Origin of the sequence: Billgrantia bachuensis (assembly GCF_011742165.1) — a bacterium.
GTDB classification, from domain to species: Bacteria; Pseudomonadota; Gammaproteobacteria; order Pseudomonadales; family Halomonadaceae; genus Halomonas; species Halomonas bachuensis.
In genome coordinates, this window is the sequence record NZ_JAAQTO010000017.1 from 73216 (window position 1) to 99765 (window position 26550).

Annotated in this window: 33 protein-coding genes and 1 tRNA gene; 13 read left to right on the forward strand and 21 right to left on the reverse strand. The window is 64.5% G+C overall.

Annotated elements, in window-relative coordinates:
* Positions 1-48: 48 nt before the first annotated feature.
* The gene (locus HBJ55_RS07195) at positions 49-2094 is read right to left on the reverse strand and encodes a S8 family serine peptidase (protein ID WP_167112537.1); all 2046 of its coding nucleotides are present in this window, start codon (positions 2092-2094) and stop codon (positions 49-51) included.
* Between the two features lie 414 nt (positions 2095-2508).
* On the opposite strand from HBJ55_RS07195, the gene HBJ55_RS07200 reads away from it, so the two are divergent.
* The 9 genes from HBJ55_RS07200 (at position 2509) to HBJ55_RS07235 (ending at position 12483) form a co-directional block, all read left to right on the forward strand.
* Entirely contained in the window at positions 2509-2934 is a 426-nt protein-coding gene (locus tag HBJ55_RS07200; protein ID WP_240936017.1) for a hypothetical protein, read from the forward strand.
* Positions 2935-3144: 210 nt separating this feature from the next.
* A complete protein-coding gene (locus HBJ55_RS22760; protein ID WP_206022310.1) occupies positions 3145-3738 on the forward strand; it encodes a molybdopterin-dependent oxidoreductase in 594 nt (197 codons plus the stop codon).
* Positions 3739-3750: 12 nt separating this feature from the next.
* Positions 3751-6213: a formate dehydrogenase-N subunit alpha gene (gene fdnG, locus HBJ55_RS07205; RefSeq protein WP_206022319.1), complete on the forward strand. Its 2463-nt coding sequence runs from the start codon at positions 3751-3753 to the stop codon at positions 6211-6213.
* 30 nt (positions 6214-6243) lie between these two features.
* Positions 6244-7173, forward strand: coding sequence for a formate dehydrogenase subunit beta (gene fdxH, locus HBJ55_RS07210; RefSeq protein ID WP_104203035.1), 930 nt, complete (start codon positions 6244-6246; stop codon positions 7171-7173).
* Positions 7170-7865, forward strand: a complete 696-nt coding sequence (locus HBJ55_RS07215; protein WP_167112542.1) for a formate dehydrogenase subunit gamma — start codon at positions 7170-7172, stop codon at positions 7863-7865. The genes fdxH and HBJ55_RS07215 overlap by 4 nt, the downstream gene beginning before the upstream one ends.
* Positions 7862-8791, forward strand: coding sequence for a formate dehydrogenase accessory protein FdhE (gene fdhE, locus HBJ55_RS07220; RefSeq protein ID WP_338071976.1), 930 nt, complete (start codon positions 7862-7864; stop codon positions 8789-8791). The genes HBJ55_RS07215 and fdhE overlap by 4 nt, the downstream gene beginning before the upstream one ends.
* Before the next feature lie 88 nt (positions 8792-8879).
* On the forward strand, positions 8880-10418 hold the full coding sequence (gene selA / locus HBJ55_RS07225) for an L-seryl-tRNA(Sec) selenium transferase (RefSeq protein ID WP_240936019.1): 1539 nt from the start codon (positions 8880-8882) through the stop codon (positions 10416-10418).
* Positions 10415-12358 carry a selenocysteine-specific translation elongation factor gene (gene selB / locus HBJ55_RS07230; protein WP_167112544.1) on the forward strand — a complete coding sequence of 648 codons (1944 nt, stop codon included), beginning with the start codon at positions 10415-10417 and terminating at the stop codon, positions 12356-12358. The genes selA and selB overlap by 4 nt, the downstream gene beginning before the upstream one ends.
* A gap of 29 nt (positions 12359-12387) precedes the next feature.
* A tRNA-Sec gene (locus HBJ55_RS07235) sits at positions 12388-12483 on the forward strand.
* A 108-nt stretch (positions 12484-12591) separates the two neighbouring features.
* Here the strand turns inward: HBJ55_RS07235 and HBJ55_RS07240 are convergent.
* The 19 genes from HBJ55_RS07240 to HBJ55_RS07330 form a co-directional block, all read right to left on the reverse strand.
* Entirely contained in the window at positions 12592-12798 is a 207-nt protein-coding gene (locus HBJ55_RS07240; protein WP_206022321.1) for a helix-turn-helix domain-containing protein, read from the reverse strand.
* A gap of 1 nt (position 12799) precedes the next feature.
* Positions 12800-13312, reverse strand: coding sequence for a hypothetical protein (locus HBJ55_RS07245; RefSeq protein ID WP_167112546.1), 513 nt, complete (start codon positions 13310-13312; stop codon positions 12800-12802).
* Positions 13309-13548: a hypothetical protein gene (locus HBJ55_RS07250; protein WP_167112549.1), complete on the reverse strand. Its 240-nt coding sequence runs from the start codon at positions 13546-13548 to the stop codon at positions 13309-13311. Before HBJ55_RS07250 ends, HBJ55_RS07245 begins: the two co-directional genes overlap by 4 nt.
* Positions 13545-14123, reverse strand: coding sequence for a MazG-like family protein (locus HBJ55_RS07255; RefSeq protein ID WP_206022323.1), 579 nt, complete (start codon positions 14121-14123; stop codon positions 13545-13547). The genes HBJ55_RS07250 and HBJ55_RS07255 overlap by 4 nt, the downstream gene beginning before the upstream one ends.
* Positions 14120-14593 (reverse strand): hypothetical protein, encoded by a 474-nt coding sequence (locus tag HBJ55_RS07260; protein WP_167112551.1) that lies wholly within the window; start codon positions 14591-14593, stop codon positions 14120-14122. The genes HBJ55_RS07255 and HBJ55_RS07260 overlap by 4 nt, the downstream gene beginning before the upstream one ends.
* Positions 14593-15024, reverse strand: a complete 432-nt coding sequence (locus HBJ55_RS07265; protein WP_206022325.1) for a chromosome partitioning protein ParB — start codon at positions 15022-15024, stop codon at positions 14593-14595. Before HBJ55_RS07265 ends, HBJ55_RS07260 begins: the two co-directional genes overlap by 1 nt.
* Positions 15021-16739, reverse strand: a complete 1719-nt coding sequence (locus tag HBJ55_RS07270; RefSeq protein WP_167112553.1) for a DNA cytosine methyltransferase — start codon at positions 16737-16739, stop codon at positions 15021-15023. The genes HBJ55_RS07265 and HBJ55_RS07270 overlap by 4 nt, the downstream gene beginning before the upstream one ends.
* Positions 16736-17590: a DNA adenine methylase gene (locus tag HBJ55_RS07275; protein ID WP_167112555.1), complete on the reverse strand. Its 855-nt coding sequence runs from the start codon at positions 17588-17590 to the stop codon at positions 16736-16738. The genes HBJ55_RS07270 and HBJ55_RS07275 overlap by 4 nt, the downstream gene beginning before the upstream one ends.
* A complete protein-coding gene (locus tag HBJ55_RS07280) occupies positions 17587-18525 on the reverse strand; it encodes a recombination-associated protein RdgC (protein ID WP_167112557.1) in 939 nt (312 codons plus the stop codon). Before HBJ55_RS07280 ends, HBJ55_RS07275 begins: the two co-directional genes overlap by 4 nt.
* Position 18526: 1 nt before the next feature.
* The gene (locus HBJ55_RS07285; protein WP_167112559.1) at positions 18527-18745 is read right to left on the reverse strand and encodes a hypothetical protein; all 219 of its coding nucleotides are present in this window, start codon (positions 18743-18745) and stop codon (positions 18527-18529) included.
* 10 nt (positions 18746-18755) lie between these two features.
* Entirely contained in the window at positions 18756-19073 is a 318-nt protein-coding gene (locus HBJ55_RS07290) for a hypothetical protein (protein ID WP_167112561.1), read from the reverse strand.
* Positions 19070-19528 (reverse strand): hypothetical protein, encoded by a 459-nt coding sequence (locus HBJ55_RS07295; RefSeq protein ID WP_167112563.1) that lies wholly within the window; start codon positions 19526-19528, stop codon positions 19070-19072. Before HBJ55_RS07295 ends, HBJ55_RS07290 begins: the two co-directional genes overlap by 4 nt.
* Positions 19525-20187 (reverse strand): hypothetical protein, encoded by a 663-nt coding sequence (locus HBJ55_RS07300; protein WP_167112565.1) that lies wholly within the window; start codon positions 20185-20187, stop codon positions 19525-19527. The genes HBJ55_RS07295 and HBJ55_RS07300 overlap by 4 nt, the downstream gene beginning before the upstream one ends.
* 11 nt (positions 20188-20198) lie before the next feature.
* Positions 20199-20417: a hypothetical protein gene (locus HBJ55_RS07305; protein WP_167112567.1), complete on the reverse strand. Its 219-nt coding sequence runs from the start codon at positions 20415-20417 to the stop codon at positions 20199-20201.
* Positions 20418-20420: 3 nt separating this feature from the next.
* Positions 20421-20741, reverse strand: coding sequence for a sigma factor-like helix-turn-helix DNA-binding protein (locus HBJ55_RS07310; protein ID WP_167112569.1), 321 nt, complete (start codon positions 20739-20741; stop codon positions 20421-20423).
* 715 nt (positions 20742-21456) lie between these two features.
* Positions 21457-21885, reverse strand: a complete 429-nt coding sequence (locus HBJ55_RS07315; RefSeq protein WP_167112571.1) for a hypothetical protein — start codon at positions 21883-21885, stop codon at positions 21457-21459.
* A complete protein-coding gene (locus HBJ55_RS07320; RefSeq protein WP_167112573.1) occupies positions 21882-22364 on the reverse strand; it encodes a type II toxin-antitoxin system HicB family antitoxin in 483 nt (160 codons plus the stop codon). Before HBJ55_RS07320 ends, HBJ55_RS07315 begins: the two co-directional genes overlap by 4 nt.
* Complete coding sequence (locus HBJ55_RS07325; protein WP_167112575.1) at positions 22361-22600, reverse strand: type II toxin-antitoxin system HicA family toxin; 240 nt, start codon at positions 22598-22600, stop codon at positions 22361-22363. The genes HBJ55_RS07320 and HBJ55_RS07325 overlap by 4 nt, the downstream gene beginning before the upstream one ends.
* Before the next feature lie 318 nt (positions 22601-22918).
* The gene (locus tag HBJ55_RS07330) at positions 22919-23452 is read right to left on the reverse strand and encodes a helix-turn-helix domain-containing protein (protein ID WP_167112577.1); all 534 of its coding nucleotides are present in this window, start codon (positions 23450-23452) and stop codon (positions 22919-22921) included.
* Between the two features lie 426 nt (positions 23453-23878).
* On the opposite strand from HBJ55_RS07330, the gene HBJ55_RS07335 reads away from it, so the two are divergent.
* Both HBJ55_RS07335 and HBJ55_RS07340 read left to right on the forward strand, forming a co-directional pair.
* Positions 23879-24181 (forward strand): hypothetical protein, encoded by a 303-nt coding sequence (locus HBJ55_RS07335; protein ID WP_167112579.1) that lies wholly within the window; start codon positions 23879-23881, stop codon positions 24179-24181.
* The gene (locus HBJ55_RS07340; protein ID WP_167112580.1) at positions 24181-24474 is read left to right on the forward strand and encodes a hypothetical protein; all 294 of its coding nucleotides are present in this window, start codon (positions 24181-24183) and stop codon (positions 24472-24474) included. Before HBJ55_RS07335 ends, HBJ55_RS07340 begins: the two co-directional genes overlap by 1 nt.
* On the opposite strand, the gene HBJ55_RS07345 is transcribed toward HBJ55_RS07340, so the two are convergent.
* Positions 24453-24734 carry a hypothetical protein gene (locus tag HBJ55_RS07345; RefSeq protein WP_167112582.1) on the reverse strand — a complete coding sequence of 94 codons (282 nt, stop codon included), beginning with the start codon at positions 24732-24734 and terminating at the stop codon, positions 24453-24455. The genes HBJ55_RS07340 and HBJ55_RS07345 overlap by 22 nt on opposite strands.
* An 80-nt stretch (positions 24735-24814) precedes the next feature.
* Here HBJ55_RS07345 and HBJ55_RS07350 point away from each other — a divergent pair, with 80 nt between their 5' ends.
* Positions 24815-25828, forward strand: a complete 1014-nt coding sequence (locus tag HBJ55_RS07350) for a helix-turn-helix domain-containing protein (protein ID WP_167112583.1) — start codon at positions 24815-24817, stop codon at positions 25826-25828.
* Positions 25819-26550, forward strand: coding sequence for a hypothetical protein (locus HBJ55_RS07355; RefSeq protein WP_167112585.1), 732 nt, complete (start codon positions 25819-25821; stop codon positions 26548-26550). The genes HBJ55_RS07350 and HBJ55_RS07355 overlap by 10 nt, the downstream gene beginning before the upstream one ends.

The following is a 26550-nucleotide window of genomic DNA, read 5'->3' on the forward strand; positions in this document are numbered from 1 at the left end:
CCGGGACTGTCGCCAGCTGCTAGCCGGCGCTCGTGCCCGGTGGCGGCTTCAGAAGGTCATTTCGTAGTTGAACAGCAGGGTGATATCAGAACGGGCGTTGCGGTCATGCCCGGGTTCGCGCGTGTGATTGAGGTTGAAACCGATGGCCCCGCGTCGCTGGGTCTGGTAGCGGTAGCCCAGCTCGAACTCCTGCTGGCGGCCGCTCGGGGACAGCGTGACGCTGCGCTCCTCGTGGATCACATCGCCATCGATGGCCCGGCCCACGGGAACGGAGAGCGTGGCCTCGGCCTGGTCGATACGCATCGGCTGGCGATAGGCGAATGCCGTAGTGTGCCGTTCTCCGCTACGCTGCAGGCCGATACTCAGCTCCTCGACCCGCGCAATATCGAGGTGCTGGATAAAACCGCTCCCTTCGGCCTCCCCTCGCCCTCGATCATAAAGAGCGAAGGCCTGCCAATGCCGGCCCAGCCGGGCGTCCAGCCCCAGGCTGGCGTAACCGGTGCGATTGCGCTCGCCCAGCGTCAGCATTCCACTACCCTGCCCACCCAGCAGGCCGTGGCGCTCATCGAGCACGCCGACTGTCGTGCTGACAGCCAACTGCGGCGAGATCTCGAAACGCATGCCAACGTCGCTGCGACTGGCCTGGTACTCCTCACCCAGCGCGACGCCCCACTCGGTGCCGTCCCCCATCCAGTGACGCGCCTGGAGAGTGGCTCGGTGGCTCAATGCGTAGTCGTTGCGCAACCCATGCACGGTGTCCAACCCTCGGGTCAAATCGGAGCCGCCCTGAAAGGCGAGCAGCGGCATGATGCCCGACTCGGCGTAGGCGCTGGCCGGGTCCAGTTCGTCGCCGGCAAAACGGGTGAGCGTCCAGTCGTTGCGACCGAAGCGACCATCGAGGCGACTGGCAAGGGCCTCCCCATGACCATTTGTCTGCGAGGACCAGCTCAGCGCTCTCGCACTGCCCCGCTGCTCCTGGCGCTGATCGGGCGATGCACTGGAGAGCCGCGTCATGCGGCTGCGCTGTCGCGCCTCATGGGAGTCTCGCGGAAAGGCGTGAGCCGTCAGGTCGATGCGGTAGTCACGCCCCAACTCATCGAAGGCGGCAACGTCGGCAAGCGCCCCCGAGCTCGCCAGGCTGTCGCCATAGGCCCCGGAGAGCTGAACCAGGCTCTGCTCAAGAGACTGAGTGCCCTCATCCAGATGGCTTCCCGTAGCCAGCGCCAGCGAACCCGCCGGTGCCAGCGCAGCGTCGAGGTCCGCCTCGCCCTGGCCAAGGTAGTAGTAACCGCAGTTGACGTCACCGCCCTCACCACAACTCCCGTCCTGGTAGAGCGATGAGCTGCGGTCGGCGGTATCCAGCAGGCGCTGGGAAATCGTGGCGGCATCGAGATGCGGCCAGAGCGCGATCATCGCCGCCGCGTAGCCTGCCACTTGGGGGGCAGCGATCGAGGTCCCCGCCCACTCGGCGTAGGTGTCGTCCCCGGAGGCATCGGCCACGGTCTGGCGCCAAGGCGCGGTGAGAAAGCGCGCCTGCCAGTCGCTGTCCTCTCCCGGGTGGTTGCTGTTCGCGGCCAGCTGTATATCCCCGTCGTCACGCACCGAGCCGCCGACGATGAGCATGCGGGAATAGATGTCGTCGTGTAGGTGAATGGGCCGGTCGGCCTGCAGCGCCTCGCCACCGTTGCCCGCCGCGACCACGTAGACACTGCCCAGTCCGTCGTTGCCGGTCGCGATCCGACGCAGCGAGTCGAGCGAGTTGACGCCCAGGTAAGAGGCGCTCGGGGAAGGCGCGTTGACGCGCCCGCTCCAGCTATGGTTGATCACCCTGGCACCCTCGTCGGCCAAGTATCCGACGCTGTAGTCGAGCACGTTTGTCGCGGCGCGGCCTGGACTGCTGTCGGACGAAACCTTGGCCAGATAGAGCGCGGGGCTAACGTCGCCCTGCTCGACCAGCGACGCCACGGCGGTGCCATGATCTTCGTCGCCACTGACATCGCCACTGCCATCCACCAGGTTGACGGTCGCAAGGAGCGCAGGCGCCAGCGATTCGTGGGTAATCCGAAAACCAGTGTCGGCTACCCCGACCACCACACCTGCGTTATCGAAGGAGCGGAGGGTGGGGGTCGGTGCTGACTCGTGTATGCCGTCTGAATTGGTGGGCTTGGTACCGCCACCACCGCCGCCGCCGCCGCAGGCAGATAGACCGACGACCAAAGGCAGGAGCCAGGGAGTTGTGATTCGGGAAGTAGGCATGAGTTGCGAGAACAAGCGAAGCGCCCTCTCCTCCTTGCTAAAGACAGCATGGGTATGAAGCGATTGCCAGTGAACTGGCCGAGATGCAGGATAAGGCGTTTCCTGACCGCCCAAATCCCGGTAAACGAAGTCTTAACGGCGCTATTTCCTTCTCGACGACGACATGTCTCCGTGCCTCGCTGTCGGCTTCGCTCGTCTGGGTCTACGCTGGGAGGCATCCACGCAAATGCTACAAGCAACTGGAGGTGCCTGATGGCAAGGATGCGCAACCCGGCATGCCGTCGCCTGGGCTGGCTTGCCGCCCTGCTGGGCGTCGCCTGGCTGAGTTCCGCCGTGGCGGAGGAGCGTACGGCCTCGCCCGGCGAAGGCGCGGCGGGCCTGGATCCCGCCGAGACTATCGAACCGCCCGACGTGGACACCGGCCAATACGGGACCAGCAGCGGCATTACCCACTCCGATATGAACCAGGCGGAAGAAGGCTCCGGCAGCGGCCAGACCCAGGGCGACGATATGCATCAGACCCCCGCGGCGGGCTCCGATGCCGGCCCCGACTACGAAGTCCAAACACCCGAACGCGAGGCAGAGCCTGAGCAGCAGGCCCTGCCCGACGACCCGCTGGGTGCCGAGGACGAAGGCCGGCGGGAGAGCGGCGAGCCGCAAAGCAGCAACGAACAATAAAGCCGCACTGAACAATAGGCGACTCCGCTACGCATCGTAACAAGTCGTTCGGCAGCGCCTGCCGAGAACCGCTACGCTTTGCGTAGAACATGCACACGCCGCCTTGGGCGCAAAGCCCGCAGCGTGCCGAGAACGACAAGCGGTGACAAGACCGACCGCGATAGCGACCAGGCAGAACAAGAGGGTATAGAAACCAGGCAGGAGACCTCCATGACCCTTCGGGTGACACGCAGACAATTCTTCAAGCTAGGTGCGGCGGGAATGGCCACGTCCAGCATGGCCATGATGGGCTTCGCCCCGGAACCCGCCGTCGCTTCCATCCGCCATTTCAAGCTGACCGGCGCCAAGATCACGCGCAGCAACTGCACCTACTGCTCGGTGGGCTGCGGCGTACTGCTCTACAGCCGGGGCGATGCGGCGATCAACAACGTCGACGATATCTATCACGTGGAGGGCGACCCGGACCATCCGGTGAGCCGCGGCTCACTGTGCCCCAAGGGCGCCGGGCTGCTCGATTACATCCAGAGCGACTCCCGGCTGCGCTACCCCCAGGTGCGCGAGGCCGGCAGCGACGAATGGAAGCGGATCGACTGGGACGAAGCGCTGGAGCGCATCGCACGCCACATGAAGGACGACCGTGACGCCAACTTCGTCGCCGATGACGACGACGGCAATACCGTCAACCACTGGATCTCGACGGGGATGTTGGCGGCTTCGGCCTCGACCAACGAGACCGCCTACCTGACGCACAAGGTGGTACGCAGCCTCGGCATGGTGGCCTTCGACAATCAGGCGCGCGTCTGACACGGACCGACGGTGGCAGGTCTTGCCCCAACATTCGGTCGCGGCGCCATGACCAATCACTGGGTCGACATTCGTAATGCCGATCTCATCATTGCCATGGGCGGCAACCCCGCCGAAGCGCATCCCGTGGGCTTCCGCTGGGTCATGGAGGCCAAGGAGAAGAACGACGCCCGACTCGTCGTGGTGGACCCTCGCTTCAACCGCACGGCGGCGGTGGCGGACTATTACGCCGAGATACGCACCGGTACCGATATCGCCTTCCTCGGTGGGTTGATCAGCTACCTGATCGAAAACGGCCTTTTCCATCAGGATTACGTGCGCGCCTATACCGATGCCAGCCTGATCGTCAGCCCCGAGTTCGGCTTCGACGACGGTCTGTTCAGCGGCTATGACGCCGACAACGGCGAGTACGACAAGTCGAGCTGGCAGTACGAGTACGACGACGAGGGCCATGCTCGGCGCGACGAAACGCTGCAACACCCACGCTGCGTCTTCCAGATGATGCGCCAGCACTATAGCCGCTACACCCTCGAGCTGGTCTCCTCGGTGTGCGGCACGCCGCGCGACAAGATTCAGCGTGTGTGGGACATGATCGCCGAGACGGCCGTTCCCGATCGCACCATGACCTTCCTCTACGCACTGGGCTGGACGCAGCACTCGATCGGCTCGCAGATCATTCGCACCGCGGCCATTGTCCAGCTCTTGCTGGGCAACATGGGCATGCGCGGTGGCGGGGTCAACGCCCTACGCGGCCACTCCAACATTCAGGGCCTGACCGATCTCGGCCTGCTCTCCAATCTGTTGCCGGGCTACCTGACGTTGCCTCGCTCCGGCGAGCAGGAGTACGACCAGTACATTCTGGAACGGGCGCGACCGCCCCTGGTGCCCGACGAAGTTTCCTATTGGCGTTATTACGAGCGCTTCCATGTCAGCCTGATGAAGGCGTGGTTCGGCGATGCCGCCCAGGAGGAGAACGATTGGCGCTTCGACTGGCTGCCGAAGATGGGCGTGGACCTTTACGACATCCTGCACACTTTCGAGCGCATGCATCAGGGCGAGGTGAACGGCTATATCTGCCAGGGCTTCAATCCGCTGGCGGCATTCCCGCACAAGGCCAAGACCACCGAGTCGCTGTCGCGGCTGAAGTACCTGGTGGTGATCGATCCCCTGCGCACCGAGACGGCTGAGTTCTGGAAGAACCACGGCGAGTATCACGACGTGGACCCGGCCGCGATCGATACCGAGGTGTTTCGCCTGCCCACCACCGCCTTCGCAGAGGAGGACGGCACTATCGTCAACAGCTCCCGGTGGCTGCAGTGGTTCTGGGCGGCGGCGCCCCCTCCGGGCGAATCACGCTCCGATACGGCCATCATGGCGGGCATCTTCCTGCGTCTACAGCGGCTCTATCGGGAAGAGGGCGGCCCCTTCCCCGAGCCGATCCTCAATTTGCATTGGCCCTACCGCCGCCCCGATGAACCGAGCCCCGAGGAGCTGGCGCGCGAGTACAACGGCTGGGCGCTGGAGGATGTCTTCGACGAGGAGCGCAATCTGGTGGTCCGCGCCGGTGAGCAGGTCGAGGACTTCGGCATGCTGCGTGCCGACGGTTCCACCGCCTGCGGCTGTTGGCTGTTCGCCGGCTGCTGGACCGAGGGCGGCAACCAGATGGTGCGCCGCGACAACTCCGACCCCTACGGCACCGGCCAGACGCTGGGCTGGGCCTGGTCGTGGCCCGCCAACCGCCGCATCCTCTACAACCGCGCCAGCGCCCGCCCCGACGGCACGCCCTGGGCGGCGCGCAAGGCCGTGGTGTGGTGGAATGGCCAGCGCTGGGTCGGCAACGACGTGCCTGACTTCCCGCCGACCTCCGCCCCAGGCGACGGCCAGGCGCCGTTCATCATGAACCAGACCGGGCGCGGTCAGATCTTCGCGCGCGATCGCATGAACGAAGGGCCCTTCCCCGAGCATTACGAGCCTTTCGAGACGCCGATCGCCAACAACCCGCTGCACCCGGACAATCCCTTGGCCAAGCACAACCCGGGGGCTCGGGTATTCGAACAGGACCGCGAGAACTTCGGTACCTTCGAGGAGTTCCCGCATGCCGCGACCAGCTATCGTCTGACCGAGCATTTCCACTACTGGACGATGCATAACCGGCTCAACGCCATCGCCCAACCGGAGAAATTCGTCGAGATCGGCGAGAGCCTGGCCGAGGAGTTGGGCATCGCCAAGGGCGACCGCGTGCGGGTCAGCTCCAAGCGCGGCTTCATCGAGGCCGTTGCGGTGGTGACCAAGCGCATTCGTCCGCTGCAGGTCGCCGGCCAGACCGTGCACCAGGTCGGGATCCCGCTGCACTGGGGCTTTCTCGGCGAGACGAAGAAGTCCTACCTAACCAACACCCTGACGCCATCCGTCGGCGACGGTAATACGCAAACACCGGAATTCAAGTCGTTCCTGGTGCGGGTCGAGAAGCTATAGGCCAGGGAAAGGACAAGGAGGCGAAACGACATGAGAGGCGACCAGATCAATCTGCAGAACGTCATCGCCCGGTCGGCGACTCAGGTGCCCTCGCCCCAGGAGCGGAGCGGTGGTGTGGATCGCGTGACCAAGCTGATCGACGTATCGCGCTGCATCGGCTGCAAGGCGTGCCAAGTGGCCTGCGCCGAGTGGAACGACCTGCGCGACGAGGTCGGCGAGTGCGTCGGTGAATACGACAACCCGCTCGATCTCACACCCGACACCTGGCAGGTGATGCGCTTCGATGAATACGAGGACGAGCAGGGCAACCTCGAATGGCTGATCCGCAAGGACAACTGCATGCACTGCGCCGAGCCGGGTTGCCTCGAGGCGTGCCCGGCGCCCGGCGCCATCGTGCAGTACGCCAACGGCATCGTCGACTTCAATTCGGAGCACTGCATCGGCTGCGGCTATTGCGTATCGGGCTGCCCCTTTGACGTGCCGCGCATCTCGAAGAAGGACCACAAGGCCTACAAGTGCACGCTCTGCTCCGACCGGGTGTTCCATGGCCTGGAGCCGGCCTGCGTGAAGTCATGCCCCACCGGCTCGATCATGTTCGGCACCCGCGAGGACATGTTCGACCTGGCCGAGACCCGCACGAATTTCCTCAAGAGCCGCGGCTTCGACAACGCCGGGGTCTACAACCCCGAAGGGGTCGACGGCACCCATGTGATCTACGTGCTGCAGCACGCCGACCGGCCGGGGCTCTACAGCCACCTGCCCGAGGACCCGCGCATCAGCCCGCTGGTAGACGCTTGGAAGGGCGTGACCAAGCCGCTGGCCTCCATGGCGATCGGCCTGGCCGCCCTGACCGGCTTCTTCCACTACGTCACCGCCGGCCCAAAGGAATACGGCGAGGAGGACGAAGCGGCAGTGCGCGAGGATGAGGCCCGCGAACGCGAACGGGAGGAACGCCCATGAGCCTGGCCAAATCGGACCCCGCACTGCGGCGCTACAGCGTATGGAACCGCCTCAACCACTGGCTCGTAGCGATCAGCTTCGTGCTGCTGGTGTTGAGCGGGCTGCCGTTCTTCCACCCCTTCTTCTGGCCGTTGACGGCACTGTTCGGCGGGCCCACCATGACGCGCATCCTGCATCCCTATATCGGCCTGTTCATGTCGCTGATGTTCCTCTTCATGGCGATCGCCTTCTTCAAGGAGAGCTTGATCCGTCGGCGTGACATCCAGTGGCTCAAGCAGATCCGCGACGTGCTGGCCAATCGCGACGAAAAGCTGCCGCCGGTGGGCAAGAACAACGCCGGCCAGAAGCTGGTGTACTGGATCATGCTCGGCTGCATCGTCCTGCTCTTGATCACCGGCCTGCTGATCTGGCAGCCCTACTTCGCCGACGCCGTCCCCATCACCCTGCGTCGGCTGGCATCCCTGGGGCATGCCTTCGTCGCCTTTCTCGCCATCATTACCCTGATCATCCACGTCTACTCGGGTATCTGGGTCAAGGGCTCGTTCCAGGCCATGGTGCGCGGCCGGGTCAGTTGGGCCTGGGCACGCCATCACCATGGCCTGTGGTACGAGGAGGAGCGCGAGAAGGCGCGCAAGCACCGCGCGATCAGCCGTCGCCATGACACGCCCACGAACCGACAGGAGTCGCCGTGACACACGCCTTCGGCAATGCCCCAACGGGGGTGATGCATCCCCCCGAGGTCCGCCTGCCCGACGACGATCACTTCGCCCGCCGCGCCCGGCGCCTGGAGGAACTCGCCGAGCGTGTCGCGCCGCTCGGTGACTTTTTGCACTTCATGGCGCAGCTGGCCCAGGCCCAGCAGGTTGCACTGGAACGCACTACGCCGAGCTGGCAGCCCGGGCCCGAGACCTTCTCCCTGGCACTGGAGCACGGCATGCCGCCACTCAACGTGCAGGCGCTGCGCGGCGACATCGGTATCCGGGCCGAGCTCGACGCCCTGTTGGACGCGCTCGAGCTGCACGTCGGCCAGGCCCAGCGTCCGCTGCTCGATGGCCTGCGCAAGCTGTCGGCGGAGGAGATCGGTCGGCTGGCGGACGACGTGCTTGCGGGCGAAGCCGGCGACGAACGGACTCGCGGCCTGATGCCACTGGTGGCCGCCGCGCTGCAGGTGGCCTGGCTGCGTCTGGCGCGTTCGCTGCCCCAGGCACCGGCGCGTCCGGTCGGCGAGGTACGCACCCTGTGCCCCAGCTGCGGCTCGCCGCCCCTGGCCAGCGTGATCGAATCCGATCCGCAGTATAACGGCGTACGCTACCTGCAGTGCGGACTGTGCGCCACCCAGTGGTATCTGGAACGCTCCCTCTGCAGCGTGTGCGAACAGAGCGGCAAGCTCGACTACCTGAGCCTGGCGCAAGAGAGCGACGCGACCGCCCCCCTGCCGGCCCAGGCCGAGGCCTGCGGCGACTGCGGCAGCTACCTCAAGATCTTTCCGCGCGCGCTCGACGTCGACGCCGAACCGCTGGCCGACGATCTCGCCAGCCTGGCGCTCGACCTGCTGCTGGGCGAGGAGGGGCGCTACCGGCGTAGCGGCTTCAACCCGCTGCTGATCGTGGAGGGTTAGGAACCCGCGAAAGCCGGGATGGGAATGGACGCACCCCGGCCCAGCATGCTATGCCATAAGGGTGATGGATCCACGCAATTGGAAGGGGATGACCGATCCCCGCATGGACATGACGACAATGGACGTTCGACGCAGCCTGCCCGCGGTGGATGCACTGCTGGGCCATCCCGACGTGCAACAGGCCCGCCAGCGATACGGCTATCGCCTCGTCAAACGCGCCGTACGCCAGGCGCTGGACGAGACCCGCCGCGATCTGGCGCACCCGGCCTCCCCCGCCGCACCCGACGTGGACGACCTGGCACGCCGGGTGCTGGGCCACCTGATCGAATTGGTCCGACCGGCCAGCCGCGCGGTATTCAACCTCACCGGCACGGTCATCCACACCAACCTTGGCCGCTCGCCGCTCGCCGAAGCGGCCGTCGAAGCCATGACGCAAGCGGCGCGTCACCCGGTGGCGCTGGAGTACGACCTCGACAGCGGCAGCCGTGGCGATCGCGATCGGCTGGTCGAGAGCCTGCTGTGCGAGCTGACCGGTGCCGAGGCCGCCACCGTGGTCAACAACAATGCCGGTGCCGTGCTGCTGGCCCTGGGGGCGCTGGGCGCCGGCCGCGAGGCGCTGATCTCGCGCGGTGAACTGATCGAGATCGGCGGCGCCTTTCGCATGCCCGACATCATGGCCGCGGCGGGCTGTCGCCTGCGCGAGGTGGGGGCCACCAACCGCACCCATGCAAGCGACTTCGAAGAAGCCATCGGCGAGCAAACCGGACTGATCGTCAAGGCCCACACCTCCAACTACGCCATCACCGGCTTCACCAGCAGCGTTCCCGAGACCCGCCTGGCCGAGATCGCTCATAACCACGGCCTGCCCTTCCTGATCGATCTTGGCAGCGGCGCGCTGACCGATTTTGCCGCCCTCGACCTGCCCTACGAGGCGCAGCCCTCCGATGCGATCGGTGCCGGTGCCGATGTGGTCACCTTCAGCGGCGACAAGCTGCTGGGCGGCCCCCAGGCCGGCATCATCGTCGGTCGCCGTGCAGCGTTAGAGACCATCAAGCGTCATCCGCTCAAGCGTGCCCTGCGCCTGGACAAGCTGACCCTGGCCGCTCTCGAGGCCACCCTGCGCCTCTATCGCGACAGCGATGCCCCGCAGCACGATATTCCCACCCTGGCACTGCTGACCCGCCCGGAAGCCGACATCGCCGCCACCGGTGAGCGACTGCTGCCCCACGTCCAAGACCTGCTTGCCGACGTCACGGTGACGCTGGAGCCATGTTTGAGCCAGCTCGGCAGTGGTTCGCTGCCGATCGATCGTCTACCCAGCCGGGCACTGGTATGGCGGCCCCGGGATAACCAGCGCCGCCTGCGCGAGCGCCACCTGCGGCGCCTCGAGACGGCCTTGCGCGATCTGCCCCGCCCCGTCATCGGCCGGCTCAGCGACGGCGCCCTGCATCTCGATCTGCGCTGCCTGGCCGGTGCAGCCGAAGAGAAGGTCTTCCTGGACCAACTGCAAGAGCTGCAGCGGCGCTATACCAGCAACGGGAGCAAGCGGGCCAGCAATGGAAAGAGCGCGGCCGGCGAGACAGGGAACGTCGTCGCCATCAGCGACATGCACGGAGGCACGCCTTGATCGTCGGCACCGCCGGCCATGTCGATCATGGCAAGACCGCCCTGATCCAGCATCTCACCGGCATCGACACCGACCGCCTGAAGGAGGAGAAGGCGCGCGGGCTGACCATCGAGCCCGGCTTCGCCTATCCCGAGGTGGCCGACGGCGTCGAACTCGGCTTCGTCGATGTGCCCGGTCACGCCCGCTTCCTGCACCACATGCTGGCGGGCAGCGCCGGCGTCGATACGGTTCTGCTGGTGGTGGCCGCCGACGACGGCGTCATGCCGCAAACCGTCGAGCACCTGCAAATCCTGACCCTGCTGGGGCTCGACCGCGGCCTGGTAGCGCTGACCAAGGTCGACCGGGTCGACGCCGCACGCCGCCGCCGGGTGCGCGAGGAGATCGCTACGCTGCTGGCCGATACGCCGCTGGCCGGCGCTGCGATCACCGACGTGTCAAGCCACAGCGGTGAAGGCGTGGAAGCGCTGCGCGACAGGCTGTGGACCCTGGCGGCTACCCAGCGCACCACTCCGGCCCAGGGCCATTTTCGTCTTGCCGTCGATCGGGTCTTCACCAAGAGCGGTGCCGGGCTGGTGGTGACAGGCACGGCCTTCGCCGGCCGCGTCAGCCAGGACGACGAGGTGCGCCTGGTGCCGTCCGGCCTGACGGCGCGAGTGCGTGGGCTGCGTCGTCAGCATCGCGACAGCGAACGGGCGCAGCAGGGCGATCGCGTGGCGCTCAACCTCGCCGGGCCGGGCATCAGCCGCGAGGCAATTCAGCGCGGCGACTGGGTCGTGGCCGAAGCGCTGGAGGCGCCACCGCTGCGACGCCTCGATGTCCAGTTGCACCTGCTCGAGGGCGTGCCGGCGGTCAAGCACTGGGCGCCGATTCATGCGCACCTCGGCGTCACCCGACTCAGCGGCCGCCTGTCGCTGCTCGAGGGCCAGCGGCTCGCCCCGGGAGGGAGCATGCTAGGCCAACTGGTGCTCGACGAACCGGTGCACGCCTGTCTCGGCGACCGTTTCGTGATTCGCGACCCCGGCGGGCGCCTCACCCTGGGCGGCGGCGTGGTGCTCGATGGCGATCCGCCCCGCCGCGGCCAGCGTCGGCCCGAGCGCCTGGCCTGGCTAACGGCACTGGCCGGGTGTGCGGCCGCTGGGCCGCCGTTCGACCTCGACCCGCCCCTGCGCCAAGCACTGGACCGACGGCCCGAAGGGTTCGACCTGATCGCCTTGGCGCGAAATGCCAATGTGGATGCGGCAGAGCTGACCGCACGGACCGAGGCGCTGGGCGGCCGGGTCATTGCTACCCAGGGCCAGTGTCGCGCCTTCTCGCAGGAGGCCATCCTAGCACTGCAGGCACGCCTGCTCGACACCGTCGCTGCCAACCACGAACGCGAGCCTTCGATGCTCGGCACCGAGCGCGGCCGGCTGGCTCGCCAGACCATGCCCGAACTGCCCGAAGCGGTATGTCGGGAATTGCTGGCGTCACTGGTCGAGCGCGGGGAACTGGCTGCCCACGGTCCTTTCGTCGCCTTGCCTGAGCATCGCGCTGCGCTGAGCGAGGCCGATGAGGCGCTGTGGCAGCGGCTCGAGCCGCTCATCGCCGCCGCCCCCTTCCAGCCGCCGAGGGTGCGCGACCTGGCCACGAGCGAAAGCCTTGGCGAAACAAGCCTCGACGAGGCGCGTATCCGCGAAGTCCTCATCGCCTGCGCCCGCCTGGGTCGGCTCTATCAGGTGCGCCGCGACCACTTCTACCCCGCCGCAGCGGTAGCCGAGATGGCCGCCATCGTGCAGGCGCTGGCACAGGAACACGGCCGGATACGCGCGGCCGCCTTTCGCGACCGCATCGGCACCGGCCGCAAACTGGCCATTCACATTCTCGAATTCTTTGATAGGGTAGGTTACACGCGCCGCATCGGCGACGAGCGCGTGATTCGCCACGCCGGCATGTGGCAGTAGCCTCGCAGCACCGTCGGCGCAATGCTCAAGGAAGAGGATCGACCCCCGGTGGGGCGGCCAGACTTCAAATCTGGCAGGGGCTGCCAGCGGTCCCTGGTGGGTTCGACTCCCACGCTCTTCCGCCAGCCCGCACCGTTGAGCCATTCCCGCAGTTTCCGCACTCCCCTGCCAGACTTCCCCAGCGAGCCCGACTTTCACCCGGGGCCACGCTGGGGACACGCCCAGCATATATCTCAGTCACACGAAACCCGGCCATCTTGCACGAACGCGAGGCATTCGCTGCGGCGATACAGCACCGCTCGGCCGCTCTTGTAGTACGGCAGCGGATAGCGTTTCGTCGACCGCCACACCGCCAGGGTGCCCGGCTTGGCGCGCACGATCTTGCCGGCCTCCTCAGGGCTGATGAAATCCTCGTCGCTGAAATCGATCTGCTCTGCCATATCAGTCTCCCGTATGCCGCTGGCCGCCGTGCCCCTTGCCAGGGCCAGCCCGCCACTTGTGCTCGCTCTCGGCGATGCTGTCGTCGATCATCTTCTGGCGCTGACGCTTGATCAGATCCAGAACACCGGGAAGAGCCAGGTGCTCCGTCATATCCTTCACGTCGTTTTCCAGCTCGATGATGATCCGCTCCGCGATCCCTGCCAGCTCCCACATATCCGCCGGCGTCTCTCCGTCCTTCCGCACCTTGCCCAGCCCGTAACAGCCGCCGCAGGGCTTGGCTTTGTTGCCTTTGATCTGATCGGTGCCCGCGCCCATGCAGACCGGGCAATCGTCCTGAGCGATCGGGCGCCAGTGCAGGCGCCAGTCGTCGGCCGTGGTTGCGCTCTGCACGTCCCGACCGATGTCGTGATAGATGACCAACTGTTGCCCCTCGAGCGGCCCGGTGCCGGCGTGCTGACTGACCTCGACGTAACGGCCGCCCTGGCTGCGGTGGGTGTGGGTGGGCTTGGTCACTCGGCGTGCTCCTCTTCGAGCAGCTCCACCTCGACAGAACTCAAGTCGGTGAAGTCCGGGTCGTCTTTGCTGAAGACGCAGTTCAATACGTTGCTGTCCCTGATCACGTCGTTCATGGCGTTGCGCAGATCTTCACCGTCGTACCACTCGCCCTTGAGGACTGATTCAACCAGGTCGCGGAGCGTCTCTACGTCGCCGCTCAAGTTGCGGCGTAGGCCGTTCATGGAAACCTTCATGCCTCCGGCTCCTCTTCCGCTGCACCCAGGCGAGTTTCCAGGCCGTACTTCACAGAGGTCTTGTCGAATTTCTTTGCCACGGCCGACGCCAAGTCGATACCGAGGTGAGCTGCGAGCAGGTCAGCGCTGATGATGACGTCGCCCAGCTCATCAGCTACGGCTTCCAGCTTGGCTGTGCTGCCGGCTATGCCACGCTCAGCTCTGACCATTTTCTTCACGGCTTCGGCCAGCTCACCCGCCTCACCGCAGACCTCCAGCGCCTTGAAGGTGGTGTCCGTCTGGTCGTAGCCAGGCCATTCCTGCTGGCGCGTGACATTGGCCAAGCGCATGCGATGGAATGAAAGCCCCTTGGTGATCTGCTCAACAGCATTCAACGTAGTCGCGACACGCCGGCTGCCGGTGTCGAAACCGACAATCTGCTCGAGGCGCTCCCAGGCCTCGCACATTGCCTGGAATCCTGTGGCCTCGCGGTCGCCGACACGTAGGGCCTTGAGGATCTCTTCGATGGTCATCGGCTCGCCATCCTTGAGGATCGCTGCGCCGTCGTGGCATACCCCCTGGGTAAATTCGGTCATAACTTCTTCCCTCCCGGCCCCGGCAGCAGTGGGGGCATGTTGCCTGTCTCGTACGCTTCGCCCACCTGGGGCAGCATCCAGCGGCCGACCGTGCCGCCGTTGGGCAGTACGATGTGGGCCAGAAACTCTTCCTCGAACATGGTGATGCCGGACTCGACCGCCTCGAGCTTGGCTTTGATGACCAGGGCGAGTGCGCGCCACCGCTGCCGGCAGGCCTGCTCCCATGCCTTGGCGGCCTGTGCTGGCGCTCGCTCCCGGCCGGTGTCGGTCAGGCTGAACTCTCGGCTGTTGCGATCGGGCATCTGCAGGTCGAACCGGATCCGCCGGCCGTGCATCTGGAAGGCGAGCACCGCGGTACCGCCGTCCCAGCCGTACATGAAGCCGTCGGCGCCGTAGCGCGCCAGGGTCTGCTCGATCTCGGCGCGGCTGCGCTCACTGGAAACGCTGGTGTTCTCGGCGTATCGGGTCATCACAGACTCCCACCTGTTTCGGCCGGCAGCAGCTCAGCAACCACCTCGCCGGTGTCGACGTAGTAGTGCTCGCTGTCGGTGAGGTTGTTGAACAGGAATTCATCGCGCTGGCGCTGAGTCATCTTGTTCAAGTGTCGAAGGAACTTACTGCCTGGCGCCTTGAAGCGTGGTTCCACGCCAGCGACCCTGGCGGCCGCGAGGTTGTGATGACCATCGATGACCATCCGGTACCGCCGGCCTCGCAAGGTGCACTCATGTACCCTGACGACGAATACCGAGAAGGTCCGGGCCTTGCGCAGCACCTTCTCTCGGTCCAGGTGGCGCTGGCTGCTGATCAGAGGTGCTTCGCCGGCACCGCGGCTCTCTCCATTCATTCCAAGAAAAGCAAGACTGTTGCCCGCTGGAATGTCTCCGATATGCTCCCCGCTCATGCCACAGCCCTCTCTGCTGGCGCCGGCATGAAGCGGCGCTCGTGGGTGAAGTTGGCCTCAACGATGGCCTTCGCCAGCGGCGGGCAGACGCTGTTGCCGATCAGGCGCACCTGGGCGTATTTCGGCACGGGCTTACCCTCGACCTCGGCGAACTGGTAGCCGGCCGGGAATCCCTGGGCGGCGGCGAGCTCGTGGGGCTGGAGCATGCGCATGCCGATGTCGACGATGGCGTACTCCTCGCCGCCGATGGTGACAGTCACCAACTGGAAGCGATCTTTCGTGGTGATCGTCGGTGCTGGCGCTCGCATATCCCGGCCTGTCTCGCCGGAGCCGCTGCCGTAGTAGGGAGCTAGGAATGCAGCCACGGCTGCAGCGTGTGTGCCCCCGGCGCAGATGGTCGGCATGGGTTGGGTGATGTCGCTGCCCCCACGGTCGCTGCCCTTTAGGTTGAGCAGGCTCACGGCTACCGGGGCGTTGTGGTCGGTGGCGGTGATGGTGGGCAGTGGGTGGCGTAGGTCAGCGCCGATGACTCCCCCGTAGTGCTTGGCCAGGAAGGCAGAGACCAGGGCGTGCTTCTGTCCGCCGGCAACTACAGTGCCGAGCGGCTTCTGTAGGTCGAGAACTCGCGGTGCCTGGCCGGGAGCCTCTCCGTAGCCGGTCTGAACCATGGTTGCCGACACCAGCCCGAACGGAGCGCAGCCGCCTGGGTTCGCCTTCGAATCGGTCGCGTTGCTGTTTGCGGTGATGGTGTGCATCGGCTCGTCACAGCCATGGCCGACGGCGCCCGAGCGGAACTTGGTGATGTGTGGCACGACCAGACCATGGGCATCGTGCGCCGCGGTGATAGTCTTCATGGGCTCAAGCAGGCTCTGCCCTCGGAAGCCGTCGCCGCCGTGGTTGCAGGTAACGATAAAGGGCTGCTCTGCCTCCACCACGTAGCGCATCACACCCTTGGCGATGCGCTTGAGCGTGTTCTCGGCCAGCGGCCGCTCGCGGTCGAATATGCTAGGACAGGGGATCGACCAGTCGATGCACTCGGCCGCGGTGCGGTAGGGCTGCAGCTTGCCTCGGCGAACCGCCGGCGAGGCCGGGTCGCCATGGGAGGGCTTGGGCCATACGATCGGCAAACCGTCGCGCCTGGCGACAAGGAACAGCCGCTTGCGGATTGTCGGCGCGCCGTAGTCGCAGGCGCGCAGGATCTTCCAGTCCACCTGGTAGCCGTGGCGGTTGAGTGCGCGCACGAATCCCCGGAAGGTCTGTCCCTTGCGCGCCGGGTCCGGCCGGCACTTGCCGTCGGCGTCCTTGATCAGCGGGCCCCAGTCCAGGAACTCTTCCACGTTCTCCAGCGCGAGCACCCTCGGCTTGACCTTTGCTGCCCAGCGCGCCGCTACCCATGCCAGGCCGCGAACGCTCTTGCTGACCGGACGGCCACCTTTCGCTTTGCTGTGGTGGCGGCAGTCGGGGCTGAACCACGCCAGGCCAACAGGCATGCCGTGGGTGGCCTGCTCGGGGTCGATGTCCCACACGTCTGCTACGGCATGCTCGCTGCCCGGGTGGTTGGCGGTGTGCACAGCGATAGCGGTGGCGTCGTGGTTGATGGCGAGATCCACTGGCCGGCCCAGAGCCTGCTCGATTCCTTCGCTGGCGCCACCGCCCCCGGCGAAGTTGTCGACCACGAGCTCGTGGCCGAACAGGTTCAGGTTCATGTTGGTCATGCCATGGCTCCTGCGAACATGTCACGCTGCCGCTGCTGTTCGACGACCCGCGGGGAGAGCCATAGGCACTCGGTGCGCTTCACGCTACCGAATCGACTGGATCCGGACGTGGGCAGGGTCACACGCATCCAGCCAGGAAGGCGGTTGTTGTATAGCGTTGAGTCGTAGCCGCTGATCACGACGAAGCCCTGCAAGTGCCTGACGGCTTCCAGAAGCGTCTCGTGTTCCTCGACGGTCATCTCGTGCCGGTAGTAGCGGCTGCTGCCCTGGCTTCGCGTCTCTGGGAGATAGGGCGGGTCAAGATAGTGCAGCGTTTCCCAGCTGTCGTGCTGCGTCATAACATCCACGGCTGGCCGATTTTCGATCACCACCTCGCGAAAGCGGGCTGTGAACTCGGGGATCGCGTCGGCAATGCGGGCCCAGGCCGACGCCGTGTTGAGGTACGTGCCATCGGGCTTGGTGTATGTCCGCATGCCCGAGTTGCCGCGCGTGGCGCCGGCCGAGCCGAAGCTGGCCCAGGCGCGCAGCAGGGTGCGTCGGGCCTGCTCGAGGGGATCGTTGGCCGGCTCTTGCGAGAGATCGAACTCGGCGCGGGCGTAGGGCGTGAAGCGGCAGAGCTCAGCCAGACGCTCGGCACTCGCCGGGTCACGCAGCACGCGGAACACGTTGACGATCTCGCCGTCGAGGTCGTTGTAGACCTCGGCCGATACCGACGGCTTCTGCATCAGCACGCCGGCGGCACCGCCGAAGGGCTCGACATAGACCTGGTGGCGCGGGAAGTGCGCTATCACCCAACTGGCGATGCGCCACTTGCCGCCGTGGTAGCGAAGCACTGGGGGAAGCTTGCTCATGCCACAGCCCCCTTGCTGGCGCTGGCCAGATTCGCCTCTCCACCCATCCAGCTGATGAGTGATTCGATGCTGGCGCCCAGGGCGCGCGTCATCAGGAGGAAGTCGGCCTCGAGACGAACGATGGCGTCGCCGTCGTCTTCGATCTCACCGGCCTCGTCGAGCAGTGCATCGCTGAACCGAATGCTCTTGATGGTCAGGTCGTCGTGAAGCACGAACGACATGACGCTCTCGATCTCCAGGGCGAGCTGGCTGGCTTGGCGCCCGGTTTCGAGTAGGCGCTGCATATCGTCGCTGTCGAGATCTACTTGACGGCCGCGCACTACGCCGTCGTCGCCCTTCGCCTTGAGCTCCACCTTGTCGCCCAGCAGCAGGCCACTGGGGCGCCGGTACGGTTGGGCAAGCCATTCGGTCATGGCGCGCATGGGTAAGGTCTGGGTAGCCAGGGGCGTGACCTTCAAGCTGCCCAGCGTTTCGCGCAGCAGGTCGAGGGCTTCCTCGGCCCGCTTGCGGCTGCCGGTGTTCACGGCGAGCAGGCTGCGGTTGGTGTCCCACCACACGTCGATGCGCTGGCGCTTGATGTGCGAGCGGGGCAGCAGTTCCTCGACGACCTGTTCCTTGAGCTCCTGCCTTTCCTGCCGGCGCAGCTTGCGGCCTTCGCGCTGCTCGATCTCGACGGCACGCTCTTCGACTTCCTCCCGCACCACATCGCTGGGTAGCAGGCGCTCGAAGCGCACCGCAGTAATGAGGCGCTGACCCTGCAGCTCATGAAGAAGACTTGTGCTGGCGCCACCGGTAGGTGGCATCCAGCCCATGGAGCGCCTTTCGCTGCCGCCGAGAGGCCGGATGGCCTGCTCGGAGAGGGCCGCTTGTAGGGCGCCGGCGTCAAGCTGGGGCTGGTCGTGTAGGCGGTAGAGGTAGAGGTTCTTGAACCACATATCAGGCGTCCTCGTTTTCTTGTGCGTGGCCGGCGCATGAGCCATCCGGGCGCTTGTTGTTGCACTCGCCAACCACCAGGAACTGCTGGCCGTCCTGCTTCATCTCGCACAGTGCTGTGCGTAAATGGGTGCCATCCTTAGGCTGAATGAGCATCTCGCCGAGCTGCCTATCGGAGCGGCCCAGTAGGTAATCGATCTCGAAATGGCAGTGGTAGCGCATCACGACCTCCTCAGAACTGAACCAGCTGGCGCTGGGGCTGGGTGGCGGGAAACACGCTGGGGCTGGCGACCTGGTAGGCCGGCAGGGCCGGGCGCATGCCGGGGCACTGCTCGGCGGCCTTGTTCTCCCAGTCGGGCTGGCCGGCACGCTCGTTGAGCGGCACGCCGCGGGCTTCTTCGGCTGCCCAGATGGCCGCGTCTTCGCAGTACTGCTCCAGGCTGGCGCTGGCGACATGCTCATCCATGCGCGTCACCCAGGTCATGGCGACGAGCAGGAAGGCCACTAGCAGGATCAGCACGCTTCGGTTGAGTGCGGTGCGGGGTGTCATGCGATGCGCTCCTGTGCTGGCGCCTTGTCGGCGTGGTCGTGGGCGTAGAGGGTGACGCTGCCGTTGGCGTGCAGTTGCTCGAGCATCCAGCGCAGCCAGTCGATGGCCTGTGCCTCGGTCCAGTGCGGCTCGGCGGCGATGATCACCACCAGCTCGCCGGTGCTGGGCACGTACCAGGCAGGGCGGTACCCGGCCCGGGGTGAGCCATGCACGGCCTCACGCGCCAGCAGCTGTGTCTCGGGGTCGGTGATGCCGTGGCGCTGGGCATGGTCACGCCATGCGGCAGCAAGCTCCTTCACCGGGTACGTGAAGACGATGGCGTCGTCGTACTGATCGCGGGCGATCTCCTCTTCCAGGAGCCCCAGCTCCCTGTCGTAGTCGCCGGCGACCTTGCAGGCAGCAAAGACGAAGGCGAGCAGTGCCAGGTAGGCAGGGATTGCGATAAGCCAGATCATGGGCGGGGCTCCTCGGCTTGGCGGCGCAGGCCCGCAACGTAGTCATCGATCACCATGCGAAGCTCGTCATCCTCCCAGTCGTCACCCTTCGTGAGGTGACGGATGGCGAGGGCTCCCTCAGCCTTCTTGTCGGCATCCCGTCGGGAGAGCTCACGGGCCAGCAGTTCCGACGAGGCAAGGCGCAAGTGCAGCATCATGGCCAGGTTGGCGATGTCGACGTAGTTGCCCCGGTTGGCCTTCTGCAGATGCTCCATGAGGAGATCGGCAAGCAGCTCCACGCTGCAGCGGTCTGGATCGTCCCAACCGTCACGCCCCTTCTCACGGGCAGCGGCCAGCTTCAATTTCATGGTCCGTGCGAACCGGTCAACGGCGGCATCGTCAGGGTGTTGGTCAAGGCTGGCCATGGGCATTTCCTTGAGCGCGTCATCCCATTTCTCTGCTCTATCGAACAGCTCCTCAGTTCCAATGTTGGCCATGTCCGTCGCCGCCTCTCGGACAAGCTGGCCCAGCCCGCGCAGTCGCGCCGCCTGCGCCGCCAGGGCAGCCTCTTCCTCCCCAGCCTTCACCAGCCGCGCCTCGAGGTACTCCACCCGCGCCTGGAGCAGTTCGACTTCACTGCTGAGCTGGCTGGCGCCGTCGTTGTTCTGTTCAGTGGTCATGCTGGCGCTCCTCACTTCAGGCGGATGTAGGTCGGGAACTTGGTGATGACGCAGTCGCGGGCCTCTTGGCTGACGACGGCTCCCTGCTTTGCGGGGCGGATCACCGTGATGATTTCGAGGGAGGCGCCCTTAGCCAGGGTGGCGCGAGCCAGCTGGGAGGTTTGAACATCGGAAAGCTGCTTTCCGGCGCTCTCCAGCGCTTCCTCGATGGTGGTGACGTTCGTGGCCATGGCTCATACCTCCCTGCGGACTTGCTGGGTGCGTTGGATACGGATACGGGCGGTGTTGCGGAGCTGGTCATCACCACCGCCGCCGGCTGCCAGCGCCAGCACGAGGCCAGTGAGCAAAACGGGTAGCGGGGGAATCCAGCCTTTGCTGAGAGCGAGGGCGACCAGGTGGGCGGCGTTACGACATTCGGTGCGCTCGCGAGCCTGCTGGAGCATGACCCGGGCGGTATTGACGGCAATGCCCATCTCGCGGGCGATCTCTTTGCAGCCCAAACCGCGAGCGGTAAGAGTGACGAGAATGGCTTGTCGCTTTGTGAGAGGCTTCATGTTGCGCGTCCTGTTCAACTGTTGAGCTTAGTGTTGCCTAAGCATTCAACTCTGTCAACAGAATTGCGCAACAAAAAAGCCAAGCACGAAACTGTGCTTGGCTATGGAGTGAAATTTATTTCTTCTGGCGGTGCTCTGGGGCCTGTGAATCTCGCCTAAGCAGTCGCCGAGCCGCCTCAGTCGTTGCAACGGCGAGGAGCGGCATAAGGGTATCGTCAGATTCTTGAAGCGTCTCCAGCCGCGCGGCGTCGTGCCTGGCAGCGTTGGAGTGAATGCGGGTAGGAAGAGTGCTCATTTTTCTTTGCCCCATGGCCGTTCCCTGTATATCAATACAGTATAATGGAAGAGTAGGTTTGGCCACCCCTCAGGGGCACGGCCATGGTACAAAGCGGATTGAGCTTGCGGTTGGTCAAAAAGCGGGCGGCCGGTTTGGCTTTTCGTGACATCGCGTCTCGTCCTGTTGCTGTCTGGGCGTTTTGTGTCTCTGCTCCCATTCTTCACGGATAGGCAAAGATGCAAGGTTCAAGGCCCAGGGCAGCGTTGGCGGGCTGGCGCTTGCATGATCGGCGAACCATGATAGAGCAATGGTAGATAGGGGCGGCGCTGACATCAGCGGACCGGATGACCGTGTATACGCATACAGTCGTCAGGATGGAGATACAAAAAAACCCGCCTCGGTGGGCGGGTCGTTTTTGAATCATCTAGCGTCTGAGAGTCAGTCGAGCTTGCGTTCCGGGAGGCGTCCATCTTCGTCCATGGGAAGGTTAAGCGGCATGGAGAGGCCTCGTAGTCCTAAATTCGCGACAATTGAATCCAGGGTCGGCCGCACAGCGCCGTAGAGCAGCGTGCCTGCGTAGAGCCGCTCGAGTGGTTCTTTGATTGGTTGAGGCTCCTGACCTTCATGAAACAGGAAAGTGCCTCGAGCGGACATTGTCAGCAGCTCCTCGGTGCGCTCTTCATCCAAGCGAGCAGCAAGCTGCAGGGTCAAAGTGACATCGAAATGATCATCCGGCTTGGTGTGGTCATGGAAGCCCACCTCGAAGCGTATCTCGATCAGCTGCGGTTTGCAGGGCTCTCCAGCCAGCCCGTTGGCCTCGATGTGTTCGAAGCGATGCTGGTCCAGGTAAAAGCTAACGATATTCATTGAACCACTCGCAATTCCGGTCGCGGGTGCTCAGTGAGACTAATATTCATGCCGCCTCGAAAGCTGTCGTGCGTCATCTCGGCGGGGTAGAAGTGCTCATGCATGTGGTTGTGGTGGTGAACAACCCGGAAGCCATCAGGACAATCATGCAGCCAGATCTCAACGATCTTCTTTAGCGTTTCATTGATACCCAGACCCTCCCTGCTTGCCGCCAAAGCGAGCTGACGGTGGAGCTCAGAACCAAGTCGAACATTGAAGGTGCCGCTGAAAGGCTTATCGGGCGCAACGCCCTCTTCCTCGCAAAAGGCGAGGTACTCTTCGACCTCATGCTCAAAAGCCTGGCGGAGCCCAGCAGGTGTCTGAGCCTCAAAGGTGACAAGATCGACAATGTGAAGGATCTTGCCATGAAGAACATTGTCTTCCGGCGAGACCTCGATAGAGCCTTGATAGCCTCTATATTCCAACACTTTAGGTTTCATATCTTGCCATGCTCCTCAAGCGCGGTAAGAACATGCTCAATCACGTATGCCTTCAGGGTGTTCTCCGGGTGAGGCTCGTGAAGGCAGATTTTGCGTTTCTCGGCATCGATGAACTTGCGTCTCGATCCGCTCGCGTTCTTCAGCTTGTAGCCAAACCCATTCAGCAAGGCTATCAGCTCATCCCAAGTGTAATCCCTGGGTCGCTCCTTGAGGCGGTCGAGCCGCTTGTCACTCATGGAGCCCCCGTGGACTACCTTCACCGGGTCGCAACTGTATTCTAGTTGCACTTCCCTGTATAGATCTGCTGGATGAGATTCTCAAGAGATTGCTCCTGTCATTTCGTCGCACTACCACATGTGTCCACAAGCGCTCTATATCTAGTAGCAGTCCGGTGGTGGGCTCCCACCCGCACCTCCGGGCTCTACCGGAATGAGCCGCGGCTCGCCTGCGCTACTTCCGTCGGCATCCTGCTGAGCAGGATGCGACTGGCCAGCTGCATTTACAGCTGAGAGGCGATACGCCCATGCAGCAATGCATTAATGCAGTAATACAGTTCATCGCTCAGGCGTATCCGCGCTGGCGCTGCCGGCCTGATCCGGCCCGTTGCGTAGCAGCTCATACGCCAAGCCCATGATCTCGTGCCGGCTCATGTCCGGGTTTTCGCTAACGCGCTCGAGCAGCCGCACGGTGGCCTCGGCAAACCACTCGTCGGTGAGGTTCTTGGCGCTGGCGCGCAGCTCCGACATGACGGTCAGGACGTGGAGGAGCAGGGGGCGAGGGATGTTTGATTCCAGGATGCCAAAATCAAACTTCCCCGGAGGGGCATTATCGTTCCCCACCAGGTAGTCAGGCGTTGTCTTGTAGGCCTTCGCAATGGCTAAGAGGTTTTCGATGCCCGGCACCGAGCCATTCAGCCAGCGAGTAACAGCGCTTCTGGACACGCCGAGCCGGTCAGCTATGTCCTTGTTGACCCCGTAATGCTCGCCCTCCGAATAGCCGTGTTCCTCGATCGCCAAACGGAGTAGGCGCTTAGGAAACTCCCTCTTTGCCCATTCCCTGTTCGTCACCTGGAAAGATTCGTCGCTCATCTAGGAGCCCGTTGTTGAGTGATTGCTAAACGAGATTCTAGACAGATCAACTTTTGCCTGCCATAGTGCAAATCCACTAAGGAATTGCTCAATTCTTTAGCTAGACGTAGAATTAAGGAAACCCACCGCACGGCTCAGCTTATGACCAGAAAAGCCCTGAAAGGCCAGCTAACCCTCCGCTCGCTCATCCATAGGGCTGGTGGCACGAACAAGGTGGCGAGAGAGCTGGGTATCTCGTCTGGGGCTGTTTCCCAGTGGATCGCTGCCGGTTGCCTGCCTCTCACCGAGGTGCAGGAGAAAACCCATTACTCGAAGCGATTGCTGGAGCTGTCGGGTGTCGTTGCTGACGAGTGGGACGTGAGGCTGATCGGCCGAAAGCAGAAGCGGTAGCTGGCACTACCCAGCACCGGGGGGGGAGGAACCGCCATGAACGCACCACTGCCAACCGTGGCCACGCGCAACACCAGCCACGGCCCAGACAAAGACCTGATCGACCGCGCCACTCGCCTGGCGTTTCTCGTCGAAGCTGCCGAGCGCAGGGAGCGCAAGGCCAGCCGAGACCGCTTGCTGGCGCTGATCGCCTACCACGAAACGATGGCCGAGCTGACAAGCCGCACCACGGCCTGGTGTGACGGGGCACAGCAGCGCATCGAAAGCGCGCGGACAGACCACTGCGAGAAGGCCCGGGCTGCCAAAGCCGAGCTGGCGCAGCACGAGGGGGGAAACTGATGTTCGTTTTTATGAGGCGTTTGCTCGCCATTCGGGCGCTGGCCAAGCTCGGCAGAGGCGAGGAGCTGGATCGAACGCTCCTCGCCATGGAACAGGGAGCCAAGTTCAAAGGTGCGAGCGGCGTAATGCTGCTCTCGCTGGCCCAGGACAAGGGTTGGAACGAGCACTGGATGAAGAAAGAAGGCCGGCGGTGTTTGTCCGACGACCTTCTGGGTCAGCTGTATGCGAAGCGAGTAGCCGGTTTCATCCGCGATACTCGCAATGATCCTGTTCAGGAAGGGCTGGAGCGATGATCCACGTTCCTGATCAGGTCGTTGAGGGCTGCCTCGACGTTTGCCCATTCGTCACTGAGCAACAACCCGTCGACTTCGTGAAGCGCTTCAAGTCGTGGGTCGTCGTACGCAGGTGCGTAATGCAGCCCCACGTGCCGACGCATTCTATTCTCCATGCCATTTCCTGTGCTTTCGAGCTTCCGCTCTATTGCCTCAAGGCGGCCAAGGATCTCGGCCTGCATCACCAGCATGGTCCTCAGCATCTTCTCAGTTTCGGCCATGTCGTTACTCCATTGGGTTGTGTGGAAACTCCTAATGTAACGGGTGACGGCATGGCCGCCTATTTGTGCGGGAGGTCGGGATGAGCGAGCAGCGTGCTTTCCGCGGCGTCTGGATTCCGGCGCACATCTGGCTGAATCGCGATCTTTCCCTTCAAGAGAAGGTGATGCTGATCGAGATCGACAGCCTGCAGCACCCGGAGAAGGGGTGCTTCAAGTCGAACAAAAACCTGGCCGAGTTCTTCGACCTATCACCCAACCGTGTTTCCGAGATCATCAGCTCGCTCAAGAAGAAGGGGTGGGTGAGCGTCGAGCAGATCCGCGAAGGGAAGCAGATAGTCGAGCGCCGCATCTTCATGAAACGTCCGCTGGATAAGGGTATTCGGAAAACCGAAGAGGGGTATTCGGAAAACGATGAGAACCCTATTCGAGATTCCGAAGAGGGGTATTCGGGAAACAGGGAGAACCCTATTCGAGATTCCGAAGAGGGGTATTCGGAAAACTGTGTAGAGAGGGGTTCAGGTTTAGGGGTTCATAGGAGCAATCCAGGTGAGGGTACTTCTCCGCCGGGGGCAAGCCCCGCGGCGGCAGAGGGAGACTACCTCGCTGCCGAACAGCCCGAACCCGATTCCCAGCGCCAGCACGAAACACCCGCTGGCGAGTCTGGCGAGGATCTGCTGGCGCGGGTGCCCGCCGATATGCCCGGTACCCGTGACCCGAACGCGAAGACCTTCAAGCCCTGGGCGAACTACGCCTGTGCCTATCGCGCTCGATACCGCACCTGGCCGGTGTGGAACCAGAAGACTGCCGCCCAGCTGAGCCAGCTTGTCGACCGCGTGGGGGCTGAGCTGGCGCCGAAGTGCGCGGCATTCTTCCTGCGCATGAACAACCAGTTCTACCTCGCCAAGGTGCACCCGGTCTCGCTGCTGCTGGCCGACTGCGAGGCCATCGCGACCCAGTGCACCACCGGGCGCCAGGTCACCCAGGCCCAGGCGCGCCAGCAGGACTCCACCCAGACCAACCTGAGCAACCTGGAGCAGGCCAAGGCCATGCTGCGGGAGAAGCGCGCCCAGCAGGAGGGAACGTCATGCCACTGAACGCCGAACAGTACGAGCAGGTGCTCGACCTGGTGTATGCGACAGCCGAGGTGCTGGGGCACGAGATGCGCCCATCCGCCGGCATGCTGATCGTCGAGGACCTGGCCGCCTATCCGTTCGCCGAGATCCACCGGGCGCTGGCCCGCTGCCGTGCCGAACTGCACGGCCGACTGACGCTGGCGGCCATCCTGGAGCGCTTGCCGAGTGCGAACGCCCACCTGCTGCCGAACGAGGCCTGGGCGCTGGCGCTGACCAGTACCGACGAGCAGGAGACCGTGGTGTGGACGCCTGAGATCGCCAAGGCATTCGGCGCTGCCCGGCCGGTGCTGGAGGGTGGCGACAAGGTGGGCGCTCGCATGGCGTTCCTCGCCGCCTACGAACGGGAGCTGGCGCTGGCCAAGGCCGAGGGCCGCCGCCCGGAGTGGCAGGTATCGCTGGGGCATGACCCGCAGCGGCGCCAGATCGTCCTCGAGGAGGCGGTGACTGCCGGACGGTTGCCTGCGCCCCAGGTGCAGCACCTGCTGCCGCCACCGGATGAACCGCCGACCAAGCAAGCCGCGGCCCAGCGAAAGCACGTCGTCGCCCAGCTGCGTGACCTGATCAACCGCCCCGTGCAGGAGGCCGCACGCCAGCGTGCCGAGGCCAGGGAGCAGGAAGAACGCCGCCGTGCCGAGTTGCTGGCGCAGGCGGGTGAGCCGGTAGCCGCCACGGGGAGGGGATGA